Raw genomic sequence first — 17733 nt, 5'->3', positions numbered from 1 at the left:
CTCACTCCGGGGCGGTCCTTCCGGTGCCCGGTTTCAGATTCCATCCTAGGGAAGTTGGGGCTTCCCTTGTGGAACGCCTAGAAGCGTCCGTGCGTCGAAGCTACCGGGCAGTCGAAGCCGCGGCCTGCCGCGAGGCCTACGTCATTGAGGTATCTGACCACGATGCCGTAGGACTGCAACAGGGTGGTTTCGGTGTAGGAAATGGAGTGCTTGGCGCAGAACTCGCGCACAATTTTTGTGGCCTTATACAAATGGGGGCGAGCCATGTCCGGGAACAAGTGGTGCTCCACCTGACGGTTGAGTCCGCCCAGGAGGAAGTCCATGAAGAGGCCACCGGAGATGTTGCGCGAGGTCAGGATCTGGCGGTTGAGGAAGTCCACGCGGCTGTCCTTGGGGAGGACGGGCATGCCCTTGTGGTTGGGAGCGAACGAGGCTCCCATGTAGAAGCCGTAAACCATGATCTGGACTCCAAGGAAGGCGAACGCCATGCCGATGGGCAGGAAGGTGAAAGCCAGAACCGGGAGGGCGGCAAGCCTGGTCACGAGGATAGGCGTCTCTACCCAGCGGTGACGTACTTTTTGCTTGCCGAAGACAAAACGAAGGGAATCAAACTGCAGGCTGATGCCGAGCAGCATCAGCAGCGGGAAGAAAAACCAGCCCTGCTTCTTGGTGAGGAAAGCCAGGCGGCCTTTACGTTCGGCTGCGGCATCCTCGTAGAACACCAAGGCGTTGTTCCGGATGTCCGGGTCCTTGGAGATGACGTTGGGGTGGTTGTGGTGGGCTCCGTGCTTCTGTTCCCACCAGGAGTAGCTGATGCCGGCGACGCCGGTGGCAAGGAGGCGGGCGGACCAATCGTTGGCGCGGCGCGAAGCGAAGATCTGCTTGTGACCTGCCTCGTGGGCAAGAAAGCTAAGCTGCGTGCACAGGATGCCTACGGCAGCGGCGATCAGGAGCTGGTACCAGGAATCGCCAATGAGGGCGAAGCCGAGCCAGGTGCCGGCCATGAGCAGTACCAAGGCCACGAAGACCCAGATGTAGAAGCCGGTACGGCGTTCGAGGAGTCCAGCCGACTTGACGGTTTTGAGGAGCTCTGAGTAGCTCTGGACGACGGGATTGGGTTGAATTGCGCGAGCTTTGGGGCGCTCAGCGGTGGACGTGGGTGACATAAATGTGCCCCGTATCGCTAACGGGCAACGCTGCAGCCGACGTTCGGACTGCACGGTCTGGATCACCCTCCACTAAGCATACGTCGAATCCCCAAAATAATGAGACTGCTCACAACTGCATGCATAAATATCGGACAGCATGAATATTCTTGCTGTACAGTGGGTTCATGACTATTTCTGTTGCCGTCTCCGGTGCCAGCGGCTACGCCGGAGGAGAAGTGCTGCGCCTGCTGGCAGGCCATCCGAACGTCACCATCGGTGCCATCACTGCACACAGCAACGCCGGTTCCAGACTAGGGGAGTTGCAGCCGCATCTCCACGGTTTGGCCAGCAGGATTCTGGAAGACACCACGGTGGAGAACCTGTCCGGGCATGACGTCGTGTTCCTGGCGTTGCCGCACGGCGCTTCGGCCGAGATCGCTGCCCAGCTGCCGGAGGGGACGGTGGTGATCGACGCCGGTGCGGACCACCGCTTGCAGGACGCCGCGGCGTGGGAAAAGTTCTACGGATCTGCCCACGCAGGAACATGGCCATACGGACTGCCTGAACTGCCCGGTCAACGGGAAGCCCTCAAGGGCGCCACCCGCATTGCCGTGCCGGGTTGCTACCCGACGTCGGCCTTGCTCGCTTTGACGCCTGGGTTCGCCAACAATCTCCTCCTGACGGACGACGTCGTGATTGTCTCCGCCTCGGGTACGTCCGGTGCCGGAAAGGCCGCCAAGGTCAACCTGATTGGCGCCGAGGTCATGGGCTCCATGAGTCCATATGGTGTTGGCGGCGGGCACCGGCACACACCTGAAATCGAACAGGGACTCTCCAATGCGGCCGGTGAACCGGTAACGGTCTCCTTCACGCCCACGCTGGTTCCGATGAGCCGGGGCATCCTGACTACCGCGACGGCGAAGGTTGGTCACGGTGTTACCGAGGCTGAGCTCCGCCAGGCCTGGACGGATGCCTATGACGACGAACCGTTCGTGCACCTCCTTCCGGAGGGCCAGTGGCCCACCACCAAGTCGGTACAGGGCTCCAACCATGCTGTGATGCAGTTGGCCTTCGATGCCCACACGGGCCGCGTGATCGTCACGTGCGCCATAGACAACCTCACCAAGGGGACCGCCGGCGGAGCCGTGCAGTCCATGAACATTGCCCTCGGCCTGGATGAAACCGCCGGCCTGAACCTGCAGGGAGTTGCACCGTGACCATTACCGCACCCAAGGGATTCCGCGCCGCCGGCATCAAAGCCGGCATCAAAGCCTCGGGCAACCCGGACCTGGCCCTGGTAGTCAATGACGGGCCGCAAAAGTCCGCAGCTGCCGTCTTTACCTCCAACCGCGTGGCTGCTGCGCCGGTTCACTGGTCACGCCAGGTAGTCAGCGATGGCCGTGTGGACGCCGTGGTCTTGAACTCCGGTGGTGCCAACGCCTGCACCGGTCCCCAGGGCTTCCAGAACACCCACGCCACGGCAGAAAAAGTGGCGGACGTGCTGGGCGTTTCCGCTTCCGACGTCGTGGTGTGCTCCACAGGCCTGATCGGTGAGCAATTGCCCATGGACAAGATTCTTCCCGGTGTTGAGGCCGCTTTCCGCGAGCTGTCGGAAGATGGCGGCACCGCTGCCGCTACGGCCATCATGACCACGGACAGCGTGTCCAAGGAAGCCGTTTTCACTGGCACTGATGCCCAAGGCAAGCAGTTCACCGTGGGAGGCATTGCCAAGGGTGCCGGAATGTTGGCGCCGGGCCTGGCGACGATGCTGGTGGTCCTGACTACTGACGCCGAGGTTCCTGCAAATGAGCTCGACGTCGTCCTCCGCGACGCCACGCGTGTCACCTTTGACCGGGCGGACTCGGACGGATGCATGTCCACCAACGACACCGTGGTGCTGCTGGCATCGGGTGCTTCCGAGGCTCTGCCCTCAGCCGAGCAGTTGAGCGAAGCGGTCACCAACGTCTGCGCAGAACTGGCACGCAAGCTGATCGGAGATGCCGAAGGCGCCAGTCACGACATCGCTATCCGGACCTTCAACGCCGCCAGCGAACGCGACGCTGAAATCGTCAGCCGCAGTGTTGCCCGCTCCAACCTCTTCAAAGCTGCCATCTTCGGCAAGGACCCCAACTGGGGCCGCGTGCTCTCGGCCGTAGGAACAACGGACGCCGTCTTCGAGGCGGACCAGCTCAATGTCGCCATGAACGGTGTGCAGATCTGCCGCAACGGCGCAATCGGCGATGACCGCAACCTCGTGGACCTGGAGCCACGCGAAGTACTGGTCGAAATAGACCTGCAGGCCGGCGATGCAGAGGCCACCATCTGGACCAACGACCTCACGCACGACTACGTGCATGAGAACAGCGCCTACTCGAGCTGAGCCCATGACGATGACTGCACATACCCGCGAGAACACCTCCATGAGTGACGCCCAGGATAAGGCCGGCACACTGATCGAAGCCCTGCCGTGGATCCAGCGCTTCGCCGGCACCACCATGGTGATCAAGTACGGCGGCAACGCCATGGTCAACGACGACCTCCGCCGCGCCTTCGCGGAGGACATCGTGTTCCTCCACCACGTGGGCATCCACCCCGTGGTGGTCCATGGCGGCGGCCCACAGATCAACTCCATGCTCGGCCGTCTCGGCATCGAGTCGGAGTTCAAGGGCGGCCTGCGCGTCACCACACCCGAGGCCATGGACGTGGTCCGCATGGTCCTGACGGGCCAGGTTGGCCGTGAACTGGTAGGGCTCATCAACTCCCACGGCCCCTACGCCGTCGGGATGTCCGGCGAGGATGGCGGCCTGCTGCGCGCCGTCCGCACCGGCACCGTGGTGGATGGCGAAGAAGTGGACTTGGGCCTGGTGGGCGAAGTAGTGGGCGTGGATCCTGCCGGCATCACGGACATTCTCGACGCCGGCCGCATCCCGGTCATCTCAACGGTTGCCCCGGAGATCGTGGACGACGGCAACGGCTTCCAGACCACCGGACAGGTGTTGAACGTCAACGCGGACACTGCAGCTGCCGCCGTCGCATCGGCCCTGGGTGCCACCAAGCTCGTCATCCTCACCGACGTTGAAGGCCTGTACGCCAACTGGCCGGACAAATCCTCGCTGATCTCCTCGCTGACAGCCTCGGAACTCCGCGAGATGCTGCCACGCCTGGAATCCGGAATGATTCCAAAAATGGCCGCCTGCCTCAAAGCCATCGATGAAGGCGTGGAGCGGGCGCACATCGTGGACGGCCGCCTGCCGCACTCGATGCTGCTGGAAACCTTTACGACGGCTGGCATTGGCACCCAGGTAGTACCCGACGAGGAAGTGAACGCATGAGCAGCGAACTGAGCCATACCGCCGAAAGCCGCAGCAGCGATGGGGGGCCGGGTGTGGTCGGGCACCGCGAAGCGGGCGGGGCCCCCATTGCTGCGGAGGCTGCCGCAACCACGCTCGTTTCCCAGAGCTCAGGCGCGGACTGGCTTGCCCGTTACTCGTCTTCACTCATGGGTGTCTTCGGCACCCCGCAGCGTGTCCTGGTCCGTGGCGCCGGCTGCCTCGTGTGGGATGCCGATGGCAAGGAATACCTGGACCTCCTGGGCGGCATCGCAGTGAACGCCTTGGGACACGCGCACCCCTTCGTCACATCAGTGATCTCCAGCCAGCTGGCCACGCTCGGCCATGTCTCGAACTTCTTCACGAGCCCCACGCAGATCGCCCTCGCCGAGAAGCTGTTGTCCCTCAGCAAGGCCCCGGCTGGTTCCAAGGTCTTCTTTGCCAACTCCGGTACCGAGGCCAACGAAGCAGCGTTCAAGCTGGCCCGCAGGAACAACTCCGACGGGAAGCGCACCAAGATCATCGCCCTGGAGGGTGCCTTCCACGGCCGCAGCATGGGTGCCTTGGCGCTCACGGCCAAAGAGGCCTACCGTGCTCCGTTTGAACCACTGCCCGGTGGTGTGGTCCACCTTCCGTTCGGTGACATCGAGGCCCTGCGTGCCGCCGTCGACGATTCCACTGCTGCCGTGTTCCTGGAACCGATCCAGGGCGAAGCGGGTGTTCGTCCGCTCAGCGCCGAATACCTGCAGGCAGCCCGTGAAGCTACCGCCGCAGCGGGTGCCTTGTTGATCCTGGACGAAGTCCAGACCGGCATCGGCCGCACCGGAAAGTGGCTTGCCAGCGAAGACGCAGGAATTGTGCCCGACGCCGTCACGCTCGCCAAGGGTCTTGGCGGCGGGTTCCCGGTGGGTGCCCTGGTCACCTTCGGAAGTACGACGTCGGCCCTGCTCACCGCAGGGCAGCACGGCACCACTTTCGGCGGAAACCCGGTGGCTACGGCCGCCGCGTTGGCCACGCTGCATGCCATCGAAAGCCAAGGCGTCCTGCGGAATGTGCTGAGCGTCGGAGCGCATCTGCGCGAGGGACTGGCTGCCATTGATGCTGTCACTGAAGTCCGCGGCGAGGGCCTGCTGATTGGCTTCGATGTGAACGCTGACGTTGCACCCGCCATGGTGACCGCAGCTTTGGATGCAGGCTTCATCATCAACAGTCCCGGCCCACGGACCATCCGCCTCGCCCCTCCGCTGATCCTGACCACCGGGCAGGCCGACCGGTTCCTGTCAGCCCTGCCCGCCTTGATCGCCACGGCTACCGCCCAAACCGCTAAGGACGCACAGTGAGCACGTCAACCACCCGTCACTTCCTCAAGGACACGGACCTGAGCCCCGCCGAGCAGGCTGAGGTCCTGGAACTCGCCGTCCGGATGAAGGCAGCGCCGTACAGCGTGCAGCCCTTCGCCGCAGAGGGCAACGGCCGCAAGACTGTGGCCGTGATCTTTGACAAGACCTCCACCCGCACCCGTGTCTCGTTCGCCACGGGAATCGCGGACATGGGCGGCAACGCATTGATCATCAATCCGGGTGAAGCGCAGATCGGCCATAAGGAATCCGTGGAGGACACTGCCAAGGTCCTGGAACGCATGGTGTCCACCATTGTGTGGCGGACCGGTGCGCACTCCGGACTCGTTGCCATGGCGGAAAACTCCAAGGTCCCCGTCATTAATGCATTGTGCGACGACTACCATCCGTGCCAGCTGTTGGCCGACCTGCTGGCCGTCAAGGAACACAAGGGTGAGCTGGCCGGATTGAGCATGGCGTACTTGGGTGATGCTGCGAACAACATGGCCAACTCCTACCTGCTGGCAGGCGTCACGGCCGGTATGCATGTGCGCATTGCAGGTCCGGAGGGCTACTTGCCTGCCGCGGAGATTGTTGCCGCTGCAGAGGAACGCGCTGCTGAGACCGGCGGCTCGGTACTCATCACCAGTGATGCCGCGGAGGCTCTGAAGGGCGCCGACGTCGTTGCAACAGACACCTGGGTTTCCATGGGCCAGGAGTCCGAGAAGGAAGCGCGGATGCAACTTTTCCGTGAATATTCCGTGGACGAGGCCGCCATGGGGCAAGCTGCGCCGGACGCCGTCGTGCTTCACTGCCTTCCTGCCTATCGCGGCTACGAGATTTCGGCCGGCGTTATCGACGGACCGCAGTCGATCGTTTGGGATGAGGCGGAAAACCGCCTGCATGCCCAGAAGGCGCTGATGGCCTGGTTGATGCACCGCTCGGGTCTTGCTTTCGTCGAGGGCCTTTCACCTGTTGAAGGTACCGGGGAGAGCACGTTCTAGTGTCCACCAACCCGTCCGTGCCGGGCGCCAGCCCGGCCACCAAGACTGCCCGCCAGGCGCGCATCACCGCGATCCTGACGGGTGAGTCAGTGCGTTCCCAGGCAGAGCTTGCAGCCCTGCTGGCGGACGACGGCGTCCAGGTCACCCAAGCCACGTTGTCCAGGGACCTCGTGGAGTTGGGCGCGGTCCGGGTCCGGGGAAAGGAAGGCGCGTTGGTTTACGCCGTTCCGGGGGAGGGCGGCGACCGCAACGCCAAGAGCGGCGTGACCCAGGAAATTTTGGATGCACGGCTGACGCGGTTGTGCGGCGAACTCCTGGTCACCGCGGAGGCCTCGGGCAACATCGTGGTCCTCCGGACCCCGCCCGGAGCGGCAAACTTCCTGGCGCTTGCTGTGGACCACTCGGTGATGCCCTCCGTATTGGGTACGATCGCAGGCGACGACACTTTGCTGTTGGTCGCCCGGGATCCCGATGGCGGGGCAGAATTGGCGGCGCGTTTCCTGCGCATGGCCGAAGAAGCCGGGCCGGCCAACCAATAGATTTTCCAAGCATTGATTCACACCAGCATTGATTCGAATGAACCAAGCAACAACAAAGGAGCACTCTCGTGACTGAGCGCATTGTTCTGGCCTACTCCGGTGGCCTTGATACTTCCGTAGCCATCGGCTGGATCGGTGAAGCCACCGGCGCCGAGGTCATCGCTGTGGCCGTCGACGTCGGACAGGGCGGCGAGTCCCTGGAGACCATCCGCCAGCGCGCCCTCGGTTGCGGCGCCGTCGAGGCTTACGTGGCCGACGCCCGCGACGAGTTCGCCAACGAGTACGCCATGCCAACCCTGAAGGCCAACGCCCTCTACCAGGGCCACTACCCGCTGGTTTCGGCCATCTCCCGCCCGGTCATCGTGAAGCACCTCGTCAAGGCCGCCCGCGAATTCGGCGCCACCACGGTTGCCCACGGCTGCACCGGCAAGGGCAACGACCAGGTCCGTTTTGAAGTCGGCATCCAGACCCTCGGCCCGGACCTGAAGTGCATCGCGCCTGTCCGTGACCTCGCCCTGACCCGCGACAAGGCCATCGCCTTCGCCGAGGAAAAGGGTCTGCCGATCGAGACCACCAAGAAGAACCCGTACTCGATCGACCAGAACGTCTGGGGACGCGCCGTCGAGACCGGTTACCTTGAAGACATCTGGAACGCCCCCACCAAGGACATCTACGACTACACGGCCACCCCGGAATTCCCGCCGGCACCGGACGAGGTCACCATTTCCTTCCAGGCCGGCGTGCCGGTAGCGATCGACGGCGTCAAGGTCACCCCGCTGCAGGCCATCCAGGAACTGAACCGCCGTGCAGGCGCCCAGGGCGTTGGCCGCATCGACGTCGTCGAGGACCGCCTCGTTGGCATCAAGTCCCGCGAAATCTACGAAGCCCCGGGTGCCATGGCGCTGATCACCGCGCACAAGCACCTCGAGGACATCACCATCGAGCGCGAGCAGGCCCGTTTCAAGGCCACCGTTGGCCAGCGCTGGTCCGAGCTGGTCTACGACGGCCAGTGGTTCTCCCCGCTGAAGCGCTCTTTGGATGCTTTCATCGAGGACACCCAGCAGTACGTTTCCGGTGACATCCGCATGGTTCTCCACGGCGGCCAGGCAATCGTCAACGGTCGTCGCTCCGAGACTTCGCTGTACGACTTCGACCTCGCCACCTACGACACCGGCGATACCTTCGACCAGTCCATGGCACGTGGCTTCATCGAGCTGTGGGGCATGTCCTCCAAGGTTGCTTCCGGCCGCGACCTGCGCGTCGCAGGGCAGTGACTCCGCAGCAGGGCCCCGGGACGCAGGGGTCCCCGGCCGAGCGTAGCGAGGTAGGGGAGCGTTCAGGGACCAACGAAGGTGCACTGTGGGGCGGCCGGTTCGCCGGCGGCCCCGCGGACGCGCTGGCCGCACTGAGCAAATCCACCCACTTTGACTGGCGGCTTGCCCGCTATGACATCGCCGGCTCCAAGGCCCACGCCCGTGTGCTGGCCAAAGCAGGTTTGCTGGACGACGCCGAGCTCGAAGGCATGCTTGCCGCCCTCACCCAGCTGGACGAGGACGTCGCGAGCGGCGCCTACCTGCCGGCCGAGAGCGACGAAGACGTCCACGGTTCCCTGGAACGTGGACTGATTGAGCGCGCCGGAACCCAGCTGGGCGGCAAGCTCCGTGCCGGCCGCTCACGCAACGACCAGGTGGCCACCCTTGGCCGCATGTTCCTGCGCGACCACGCACGCATCATCGCCAGCGGTGTCCTGGCCACCATCGACGCCCTGGTTGAGCAGGCCAAGGCCCACCAAGGCGTTGCCATGCCGGGCCGGACACACCTGCAGCACGCCCAGCCGGTGTTGCTGAGCCACCACCTCCTGGCTCATGCGTGGGCTTTGCTGCGCGATGTGCAGCGGCTCCAGGACTGGGACAAGCGCGCCGGTGTTTCGCCGTACGGTTCCGGTGCTTTGGCAGGTTCTTCGCTTGGCCTTGATCCCGAGGCTGTTGCTGCCGACCTCGGATTCTTCTCGGCCGTCCACAACTCGATCGATGGCACCGCTTCCCGCGATGTCTTCGCCGAGTTCGCCTGGGTGTGTTCCATGATTGGCGTGGACCTGTCCCGGATCTCCGAGGAAGTCATCTTCTGGGCAACCAAGGAGTTCTCCTTTGTCACGCTGCATGACTCGTACTCCACGGGGTCCTCGATCATGCCGCAGAAGAAGAACCCGGACGTCGCTGAGCTCGCCCGTGGCAAGGCAGGACGCCTCATCGGGAACCTGACCGGGCTGCTCGCAACCCTGAAGGGACTGCCGCTCGCGTACAACCGCGATCTGCAGGAGGACAAGGAACCGGTCTTCGACGCCGCCGACACCCTGGAGCTCTTGCTTCCGGCTGTGTCCGGCATGATCGCCACGCTGAAGTTCAACACCGAGCGCATGGAATCGCTGGCCCCGCAAGGCTTCGCCTTGGCCACGGATATCGCAGAATGGCTCGTCCGCCAGGGCGTCCCCTTCCGTGAGGCCCACGAGCTCTCCGGCGCTGCCGTCAAGCAGGCCGAAGGCCGTGGCGTGGAGCTGTGGGACCTGACTGACGAGGAATACGCAGCGATCTCGGAGCACCTGACTCCCGAGGTCCGCAGTGTCCTCAGCACTGAAGGTTCGCTCAACAGCCGCAACTCGCAGGGCGGAACGGCACCAGCCGCCGTCGAACGCCAACTGACGGCGCTCCAAGCGGAACTGGACGCAGCGCGTTCCTACGCCAGCTAGACCACTCGGGACGGCACGTCGCGGCCATGCCTTCGGGCAGGGCAACGCGAGGTGCCGTCCCGCTGTGCGTTAACATGGCGCTATGACTCAGATCACCCCCGAGACGTTGCCCGCAGAGCTTCACAAAGCCGCCGGCACCGTCACCCGCCTCCTCGCCAAACTTGACGACTCATCCGTCGCTGAACCGTCAGAGCTTCCAGGCTGGACCCGGGGTCACGTCCTTGCCCACCTTGCCGGAATCGCGAACGCCATGGCGCGGCAACTTGAGTACGCGCGCCGCGGCGAAACCGGGGAACTGTACGACGGCGGCATGGACGGCCGTAACAAGGCCATCGCACTCGCGGCGGGGCACAGCCTCGCGCAGCACACGGAGGCCGTCACCACCGCCGTGGATGCGGCGATTGCCGCGTTCGATGCCCTGGGCCCGGAGGGCTGGCAGGCTCGTATCTCCTACAGGGACGGGACAGTATTCGACGGCGGCCTGGCCCTGTGGCGCGAATTGACCATCCATGCCTCGGACTTGGGTTTGGGGTTCGGACCGGAAACGTGGAGCCGCCCATTCTGCGAACATCTCATCGGCTTCCTCGCTGCACGTGTCCCTGACACGTACAAGTTCGTTCTGCAGCCCACCGGCCTGCCTCAGAGGACCATCGGCAGCGGCGGGACCTCCATCGCGATTACCGGCATGTTGACCGACATCGCTGCGTGGCTTGCGGGCCGGGAGCCCAGCTTGGGGAGCCTGCGCGCAACTGCGGCCGCCGACGGAGTGGACCTGCCGGACCTGCTGCCCTGGCCGGCACCCCAGCCCGCCGCCCGCTGAGACCCGCACGCTCTCTCACGTCCCGCGTGGTTGGGGCGCACGCTCTCTCACGTCCCGCGTGGTTGGGCTGGTCGCTCTCTCACGTCCCGCGTGGTTGGGCTGGTCGCTCTCTCACGTCCCGCGTGGTTGGGGCGCACGCTCTCTCACGTCGCTCGGCAGTTAGCTTCGGATTTTCACCGCTGCGGCCCGCCACAGGTGCATGGTGGCATACGAACGCCACGGGCTGACCTCCCTGAAATCGGCACTTAGCCCAGTGCCGGCGGGCAGGACCTTCAAACCGTTCCGGACCGCGGCATCATTGGCCAGGAAAACATCCGGAGCGCCGAGGACGCGCATTGCCACGTAGCCCACAGTCCATGGCCCCACTCCCGGCAAGGGGAGCAGCTTGCTTTCGAGGCTGGTGGGATCGTCGCCGTAGCCGAAATCAAGTGCTCCGCTGGCCATGGCTTCGGCCGCTGCCACGATGGAGTCGATCCGGCGCTGAGGTCCACGGAGGAGTGCGCGCCCGTGTTCGGCCAGTTCAGCGGCCGTCGGAAACAGGCGCTCCAAACCGGGGACGGCGCCGTCCACGCGGGATCCGGCAGCAGATAGCTGGGTGAGGGCCGTTCGCGCGGCAGCTACGGTGATTTGCTGCCCGATCATGGCCCGGATGAGTAGTTCGTGGGGATCCACAGCCCCCGGCACGCGTATGCCTCGGATCGCGGTCACACTGGCAGTCAGCCTCGGATCCGTTGCCAGAGCGTCATCGATCGCCTGCGGATCAGCATCAAGGTCAAACAGCCGCCGGACCCGGCTCAAGAGCGCCGGGAGATCGTGGAGGTCCACCACCGCAGCTGTGAGTTGCAAGGGTTTGCCGGGAGCTGAGGGTTTGTACGAGACGGAGAAGGAAGCATTGCCCCGTGGCAGGCGCAGGGTGCGCGCGTATGTCCTGCTTCCATCGGCGCCGGTTCCATCCGCCGAGGTGCTTGCCGCCTCGATACCCGGCACTGCGCGTACTGCCAGGAAATCGAAAATGCCCGGATCGAAGGGCTCCCTATAGGGCAGGTTCAGCGTCAACGCCGCAGGGGCACGCGCCGCGGCAACGGTACCCCGGTGCTGCCCGGACTTGGCCCCGGTGGCGCGCACCGCCGTCGGGGTCATCGCGAACACTTCGCCAATGGTGTCGTTGAATTGCCGCACGCTGTTGAACCCCGACGCGAACGCAACGTCGGCCAGGAGCATGTCGGTGGAGACCAGAAGGGTCCTGGCAGTTTGTGCCCTGCTGGCCCGCGCCAGCGAGAGCGGACCAGCGCCAAGTTCATTGCTGAGGATGCGGTTGAGCTGCCGCGCGGAGTAGCCCAGGCGGTTCGCGAGGCCGTCGACGCCTTCGCGGGTGATGACGCCGTCGTTGATCAGCCGCATGGCCCGTCCGGCTATATCCGAGCGGATGTTCCAGGCGGGAGTTCCCGGGACAGCTTCGGGCAGGCACCGCTTGCAGGCTCGGTACCCTGCTTCGTGGGCAGCCGCAGAGGTTTCGTAGAACGTGACGTTTTCGGCTTTGGGTGTTCTGGCAGGGCACGATGGCCGGCAGTAGATGCCGGTGGAACTGACGGCCGTGAAGAACTGACCGTCGAACCGTGTGTCGCGGGCGTCGATTGCCCGGTAGCGCTGCCAGAAGTCCATAGCTTCATCCTGCCAGCCGGCCGAGACCGCTGCTAGCGGAAATCGGACATGGGCGTTGGGAGTTTGCTAGGGTCTGGACATGGGATCGTTCATGGACAACGGAAGCGGCCATCCCCACGACGTGCGCAGTTTTCTCCAAGGCGATGCCCGCGTGATCGCCCCATTGATCCTGGGAGCTGTCCTCACCCACCACGCCGATGCCGGCCCCGTCTCCGTGAGGCTCACCGAAGTGGAGGCCTATATGGGGCCGCGCGATTCAGAGCATCCTGACCCTGGATCACACACTTTCGGTGGCCCTACGGCCCGAAATGCCCCCATGTTCGGACCGCCCGGATTCCTCTATGTCTACTTCACGTACGGGATGCACTATTGCGCCAACATCGTCTGTGGACCGGACGGATTCGCCTCCGCGCTGCTCCTGCGGGCAGGAGAAATCGTGGAGGGGGAGGAGCTTGCTGCCGTCCGGAGGCCAGCTTCCAAAGCGCACAAGGACCTCGCCAGCGGACCGGCCCGGCTCGCCTCCGCGTTGGGACTCACGACCGCGGACACCGGCCGTGACGCGCTCGCTTCACCGTTCAGCTTGTGGTTGCCCGCGACGCCCGCAGCCGCCGTCGCCAGCGGACCGCGGGTAGGCGTAGCGGGTCCGGGCGGAAGCACAGAATATCCGTGGCGTTTCTGGATTGAAGACGATCCAACGGTGTCGCGGTACAAGGCAGCACGGCCCCGGAACCGGGTCGTTTCGCCATAACCGTCCCACCACATGACATGTACCCCACGCGTTTACCAAAATCGCTGTAGAATGGACGGTCTGTCTTTTGCGATAGGGGTTACGGTTCGATGCACGACGCTGATTTGGTCCACGAGCAGGAATATGTGGCCGGGCTGTACGCCCGGCTCGATGAGCTGCGCGCTGAAAAGCGCGCCCAGCTGGCGCAGGTGCGCAAGGCCGGCGCGGTGGGAACCATGCAGAACGTTTCCGAGCGTGACGCGTTCGCGGCCCTGTACGAAGACCGCCTTGCCCAGCTCGACGCCGTCGACGACCGCTTGGTCTTCGGCCGCCTTGACCTTGACTCCGGTGAAGCACAATACATCGGGCGCATTGGTCTCTCCACGGCCGATCTCCAGCGGCTCATGGTCGACTGGCGTGCGCCCGAAGCCGGGCACTTCTACCAGGCCACGGCGTTCGACCGTCAAGGCGTGCGCCGCCGTCGCCACCTGATCCTTCAGGGGCGCGACGTGAAAGCGATTGAAGACGATGTCCTGGACGCGGGAATGCTCGCAGACAACGATTCCCTCCAGGGAGAAGGCGCACTGCTCGCAGCACTGAACTCCAAGCGCACGGGCCGTATGTCGGACATCGTGGGCACCATTCAGTCTGAGCAGGACCGGATCATTCGCTCCTCCATCTCCGGCGCATTGGTGGTCCAGGGCGGTCCCGGAACGGGAAAGACCGCTGTTGCCCTGCACCGCGCTGCCTATCTGCTGTACACGCACCGCGAACGGCTCAAGAGCGCCGGCGTATTGCTCGTTGGACCGTCGTCGTCCTTCATGCATTACATCGAACGCGTGTTGCCGTCCCTCGGCGAGACGGGTGTGGTCATGGCAAGCCTCGGTCGCCTGATGCCCGGCATCCACGCCATCCCCGAGGACGACGCCGACGTCGCCGCACTCAAGGGCAAACTGGACATGGCCAAGGTGGTGGCCAACGCCGTCGCGAACCGCCAAAGGACGCCTGCTGAAGACCGCATCCTCGAAGTCGATTCGCGGAAGCTCACTCTGACTGTCCGCCAGGTCCGCCGTGCCAGGGAAAAGGCCCGCGCCACGGGGAAGCCCCACAACGAAGCGCGGCTCACGTTTGTCAAGATCCTCCTTCGAGAGCTCACGGAACAGCTGACGGACCTCGTCGAGGAAGGCAACATCGGCAACAACGCCGATCGCGCCTACCTGGCCGAAGACGTCCGGTCGGCAAGGGACGTGCGCATTGCGCTGAACCTCTGCTGGATGCCGATGACACCGGAGAAGCTCATCTCTGAGCTCTTCAGCAAGCCGGCCATCCTTGAAGCCTGCACACCGCACCTGACCCCTGAGCAGCGTTCGCTGCTGCAGCGGCCGGTGGACGCGCCCTGGACGGAGGCAGACGTTCCGCTGCTGGATGAAGCTGCTGAACTGTTGGGCGAACTGGACCCGGCAGCCGGCAGGGGATTGGCCCAGCAAGAGGCTGACCGCGCACGCGACATCGCCAACGCCAAGCAGACTCTTGCCAATATGGAAGCCATGGGTGTCGACGTCCTGGTGTCGGCTGAAGAACTTGCTGACCAGAACCAGGAACGCGAAGGCCGCCTGACCGCAGCCGAACGCGCCACCAGCGACCGTTCGTGGGCTTTCGGCCACATCGTGGTTGACGAAGCCCAGGAACTTTCGCCGATGCAGTGGCGGCTGCTGGTACGTCGCTGCCCGTTGAAGTCCTTCACGATCGTCGGTGATATCGCCCAGACGAGTGCTGCGGCAGGTGCCAATTCGTGGCAGAGTGCCTTGGCGCCGTCGTTCGGTGACCGCTGGACCCTCGAAGAACTCACCGTCAACTACCGAACGCCCTCGCAGATCGCCGAAGCCGCAGTCCGCATGGCCAACCGTGCGGGACTTGTGGTCTCGGCTCCCAAAGCCGTGCGCGAAGGCAAATGGTCGCCCATTGTGGACCGTGTCGACGCGGACAGCATCGTGTCCCACCTGGTGGAGGTCCTGCCCGAGGAAGTTGAAGCGATCGACGGCGGCCTGCTGGCTGTCATCGCCGATGGGCCTCTGCTTCCGCAGGCCACCGCTGCGCTGCGGGAGGTCTACGGACGCCGTATCGGTGCGGGGGCCGGCAGTTACGAACAGGACATCGTGGTCATCAGTCCCAAGGAAGCCAAGGGCCTGGAATTCGATGGTGTGGTGGTCCTGGAACCTGCCGCCATGCTGAACCATGAGCACGGCAAGGTGGGCGACCTCTACGTCGCCATGACGCGGGCCACGCAGCGTTTGCGTCTCATTGCCGCCGCCCCGGTCCCTGCGGGTATCGAGCGCTAGGAAAACGGGCCCCCGCAATCCTGCTAACTTAGATCTCGTGTCACACGTAAACAACCTCGAGTCCCAGCACAACGATCCCGCCTTTGCCAATGTCTGGCAGGAGCTCAAATGGCGCGGCCTGATCCACGTTTCCACTGATGAAACGGAACTGGAAAAGCTGCTCGCCGGGGACCCGATCACGTATTACTGTGGCTTCGATCCCACCGCGCCCTCCCTGCACCTGGGTAACCTCGTGCAGTTGCTGGTGATGCGGCGCCTGCAGTTGGCAGGCCACAATCCGCTCGGCCTGGTGGGCGGTTCCACCGGCCTGATCGGTGACCCACGTCCGACGGCGGAACGCACCTTGAACACCAAGGACACCGTTGCTGAGTGGGTTGGGTACCTGCAGGGCCAGGTGCGCCGCTTCCTCAGTTTCGAGGGCGAAAACCCGGCCCGCATGGTGAACAACCTGGACTGGACGGCGCCGCTGAGTGCTATCGACTTCCTGCGTGAAATCGGTAAGCACTTCCGCGTGGGCACCATGCTCCGCAAGGATGCGGTGGCGTCCCGGCTGAACTCCGACGAAGGCATCAGCTACACCGAATTCAGCTACCAGATCCTTCAGGGCATGGACTACCTCCAGCTCTTCCGGGATTACGGCTGCGCGCTGCAGACCGGCGGCTCTGACCAGTGGGGCAACCTCACCAGCGGAACCGAACTGATCCGCAAGGTCGAAGGTAAGAGCGTCCACGCACTGGGGACTCCGCTCATCACCAACTCCGATGGCACCAAGTTCGGCAAGAGCGAAGGGAACGCCATCTGGCTTGACCCGGACATGTGCAGCCCGTACACGTTCTACCAGTTCTGGCTGAACACGGCGGATGCGGATGTTGTGGACCGCCTGAAGGTGTTCACTTTCCTTTCGCGTGCAGAGATTGAGGCACTCGGAGAAGCTGTGGCGGAGCGTCCGTTTGCCCGCGAGGGCCAGAAGAAGCTCGCTTTTGAAGTGACCTCGCTGGTTCATGGCGTCGACGCAACGGAAAAGGTCATCGCAGCTTCGGCTGCACTCTTCGGCAACGGCGACCTCACAGTTCTGGATGAGCGAACCCTTGAAGCCGCCACCGCGGAACTTCCCTTGGCGAAGATCGGCACCGACGGTTTGGGAATCATCGACCTTTTGGTCGCCTCGGGTCTGTCCGACAGTAAGTCGGCTGCCCGTCGGACCGTAGGGGAGGGTGGCGCGTACGTGAACAACACCAAAATCTCCGATCCCGACGCCGTCATTGCCCAGGATCAACTGCTTCACGGACGGTACCTGCTCCTGCGTCGAGGCAAGAAAAACCTTGCGACGATTGAGGTTTCTGCTTAGTTCTCTTTTCACCCGCGTTCCGAAAGGGCCGGCAACCTTTATGGGTGCCGGCCCTTTTCGCGTCTCCGTGGTTGTTCCTGGGAGACGGGGTCTTGTGAGTGGTGCCGTCGGACTGCAGCGGTCATCCTCGGCGCGCTCGGTCGTTCCCCCCCCTTGGACGCGCGCTGCCGTATGACCCCCGCCTCCCTTCGTCGCTCTCTCAGGTCCCTTGGGTTTCACGCCGATGCTCTCTCATGTCCCTCGGGCTTCAGGCCGACGCTCGCTCACTTCCCTCGGGTGTGGGTGGGGGTTCGACGGCGGTGGTGGGGTTGTGTGATGGGCTTCACTGGGGCGGGTTTGGGGTGTGTTGGGGCGGTTTTGGGGTTGTTTGCCTTGTGTTTGCGGGGTTTTTGGGTGGTGTTGGGGTGGATTTGGTGTGGGGGTTGGGCGCGTGTAAAGTTATTCGAGTCGCCGCCGCTGATGCGGAAAGATAGCGACCGACTCCCTTCAAATTGCCGTTTCGGTGGTGCTTTTGTGTGCTTCTGGTTGGTGGGGGAGGCTCGGGTTCTGGTTTGCTTTGTGCGGCTGGTTCGGGTAAGTTTGAAAAGTTGCTCCGGAGCGATCCTGGACCCTTGTGGGTGTGGGTGGTGCCGGTTGTGTCTGTTGTTTGAGAACTCAATAGTGTGCCAAGTTTGTTGATACCGATTGTTTTATTGATTGGTTGAAATTATGGCTGGATCATTGCGCACCCCCGT

Annotated in this window: 14 protein-coding genes; 12 read left to right on the top strand and 2 right to left on the bottom strand. The window is 63.9% G+C overall.

All coding sequences use genetic code 11. From position 1 onward, the window contains the following. Positions 1 to 77: 77 nt before the first annotated feature. On the bottom strand, positions 78 to 1166 hold the full coding sequence (locus ACIQLI_RS20340) for an acyl-CoA desaturase (protein ID WP_354232940.1): 1089 nt from the start codon (positions 1164 to 1166) through the stop codon (positions 78 to 80). A 167-nt stretch (positions 1167 to 1333) separates the two neighbouring features. On the opposite strand from ACIQLI_RS20340, the gene argC reads away from it, so the two are divergent. From argC to ACIQLI_RS20295, 9 genes are all read left to right on the top strand, one after another. Continuing rightward, positions 1334 to 2365 (top strand): N-acetyl-gamma-glutamyl-phosphate reductase, encoded by a 1032-nt coding sequence (argC, locus tag ACIQLI_RS20335; RefSeq protein WP_354232941.1) that lies wholly within the window; start codon positions 1334 to 1336, stop codon positions 2363 to 2365. Continuing rightward, positions 2362 to 3528 carry a bifunctional glutamate N-acetyltransferase/amino-acid acetyltransferase ArgJ gene (argJ, locus tag ACIQLI_RS20330; protein ID WP_354232942.1) on the top strand — a complete coding sequence of 389 codons (1167 nt, stop codon included), beginning with the start codon at positions 2362 to 2364 and terminating at the stop codon, positions 3526 to 3528. Before argC ends, argJ begins: the two co-directional genes overlap by 4 nt. A gap of 10 nt (positions 3529 to 3538) precedes the next feature. Next, positions 3539 to 4480 (top strand): acetylglutamate kinase, encoded by a 942-nt coding sequence (gene argB, locus ACIQLI_RS20325; RefSeq protein WP_400391998.1) that lies wholly within the window; start codon positions 3539 to 3541, stop codon positions 4478 to 4480. Then, a complete protein-coding gene (locus ACIQLI_RS20320) occupies positions 4477 to 5817 on the top strand; it encodes an acetylornithine transaminase (RefSeq protein ID WP_400391770.1) in 1341 nt (446 codons plus the stop codon). The genes argB and ACIQLI_RS20320 overlap by 4 nt, the downstream gene beginning before the upstream one ends. After that, a complete protein-coding gene (gene argF / locus ACIQLI_RS20315; RefSeq protein ID WP_400391768.1) occupies positions 5814 to 6818 on the top strand; it encodes an ornithine carbamoyltransferase in 1005 nt (334 codons plus the stop codon). Before ACIQLI_RS20320 ends, argF begins: the two co-directional genes overlap by 4 nt. Next, on the top strand, positions 6818 to 7357 hold the full coding sequence (locus ACIQLI_RS20310) for an arginine repressor (protein WP_089594443.1): 540 nt from the start codon (positions 6818 to 6820) through the stop codon (positions 7355 to 7357). The genes argF and ACIQLI_RS20310 overlap by 1 nt, the downstream gene beginning before the upstream one ends. A 68-nt stretch (positions 7358 to 7425) precedes the next feature. Further along, positions 7426 to 8631 (top strand): argininosuccinate synthase, encoded by a 1206-nt coding sequence (locus ACIQLI_RS20305; protein ID WP_026541618.1) that lies wholly within the window; start codon positions 7426 to 7428, stop codon positions 8629 to 8631. After that, complete coding sequence (gene argH / locus ACIQLI_RS20300; protein WP_354232946.1) at positions 8628 to 10103, top strand: argininosuccinate lyase; 1476 nt, start codon at positions 8628 to 8630, stop codon at positions 10101 to 10103. Before ACIQLI_RS20305 ends, argH begins: the two co-directional genes overlap by 4 nt. Before the next feature lie 82 nt (positions 10104 to 10185). Then, complete coding sequence (locus tag ACIQLI_RS20295) at positions 10186 to 10923, top strand: maleylpyruvate isomerase family mycothiol-dependent enzyme (RefSeq protein WP_400391763.1); 738 nt, start codon at positions 10186 to 10188, stop codon at positions 10921 to 10923. Between the two features lie 159 nt (positions 10924 to 11082). Here the strand turns inward: ACIQLI_RS20295 and ACIQLI_RS20290 are convergent, their stop codons facing one another. Beyond that, positions 11083 to 12585: a DNA-3-methyladenine glycosylase 2 family protein gene (locus ACIQLI_RS20290; protein ID WP_400391761.1), complete on the bottom strand. Its 1503-nt coding sequence runs from the start codon at positions 12583 to 12585 to the stop codon at positions 11083 to 11085. A gap of 79 nt (positions 12586 to 12664) precedes the next feature. Between ACIQLI_RS20290 and ACIQLI_RS20285 the strand changes: the two genes are divergently transcribed. From ACIQLI_RS20285 to tyrS, 3 genes are all read left to right on the top strand, one after another. Then, positions 12665 to 13333 (top strand): DNA-3-methyladenine glycosylase, encoded by a 669-nt coding sequence (locus ACIQLI_RS20285; protein ID WP_400391758.1) that lies wholly within the window; start codon positions 12665 to 12667, stop codon positions 13331 to 13333. Positions 13334 to 13422: 89 nt separating this feature from the next. Then, complete coding sequence (locus ACIQLI_RS20280; protein WP_400391755.1) at positions 13423 to 15651, top strand: HelD family protein; 2229 nt, start codon at positions 13423 to 13425, stop codon at positions 15649 to 15651. A 37-nt stretch (positions 15652 to 15688) separates the two neighbouring features. Beyond that, complete coding sequence (tyrS, locus tag ACIQLI_RS20275; RefSeq protein ID WP_400391752.1) at positions 15689 to 16999, top strand: tyrosine--tRNA ligase; 1311 nt, start codon at positions 15689 to 15691, stop codon at positions 16997 to 16999. Positions 17000 to 17733 lie beyond the last annotated feature (734 nt).

Origin of the sequence: Paenarthrobacter sp. NPDC091669 (assembly GCF_044756725.1) — a bacterium.
Classification (GTDB): Bacteria; Actinomycetota; Actinomycetes; order Actinomycetales; family Micrococcaceae; genus Arthrobacter; species Arthrobacter bambusae_C.
Note: the sequence above shows the minus strand (reverse complement) of the source record. Positions and strands in the feature narration are given on the sequence as shown.

Excerpts from the sequence above, each read along its gene's own strand:
- ACIQLI_RS20340 (WP_354232940.1), bottom strand. The coding sequence starts at position 1,166 with ATGTCACCCACGTCCACCGCTGAGCGCCCCAAAGCTCGCGCAATTCAA.
- argC (WP_354232941.1), top strand. The coding sequence starts at position 1,334 with ATGACTATTTCTGTTGCCGTCTCCGGTGCCAGCGGCTACGCCGGAGGA.
- argB (WP_400391998.1), top strand. The coding sequence starts at position 3,539 with ATGACTGCACATACCCGCGAGAACACCTCCATGAGTGACGCCCAGGAT.
- ACIQLI_RS20320 (WP_400391770.1), top strand. The coding sequence starts at position 4,477 with ATGAGCAGCGAACTGAGCCATACCGCCGAAAGCCGCAGCAGCGATGGG.
- ACIQLI_RS20295 (WP_400391763.1), top strand. The coding sequence starts at position 10,186 with ATGACTCAGATCACCCCCGAGACGTTGCCCGCAGAGCTTCACAAAGCC.
- ACIQLI_RS20290 (WP_400391761.1), bottom strand. The coding sequence starts at position 12,585 with ATGGACTTCTGGCAGCGCTACCGGGCAATCGACGCCCGCGACACACGG.
- ACIQLI_RS20285 (WP_400391758.1), top strand. The coding sequence starts at position 12,665 with ATGGGATCGTTCATGGACAACGGAAGCGGCCATCCCCACGACGTGCGC.
- ACIQLI_RS20280 (WP_400391755.1), top strand. The coding sequence starts at position 13,423 with ATGCACGACGCTGATTTGGTCCACGAGCAGGAATATGTGGCCGGGCTG.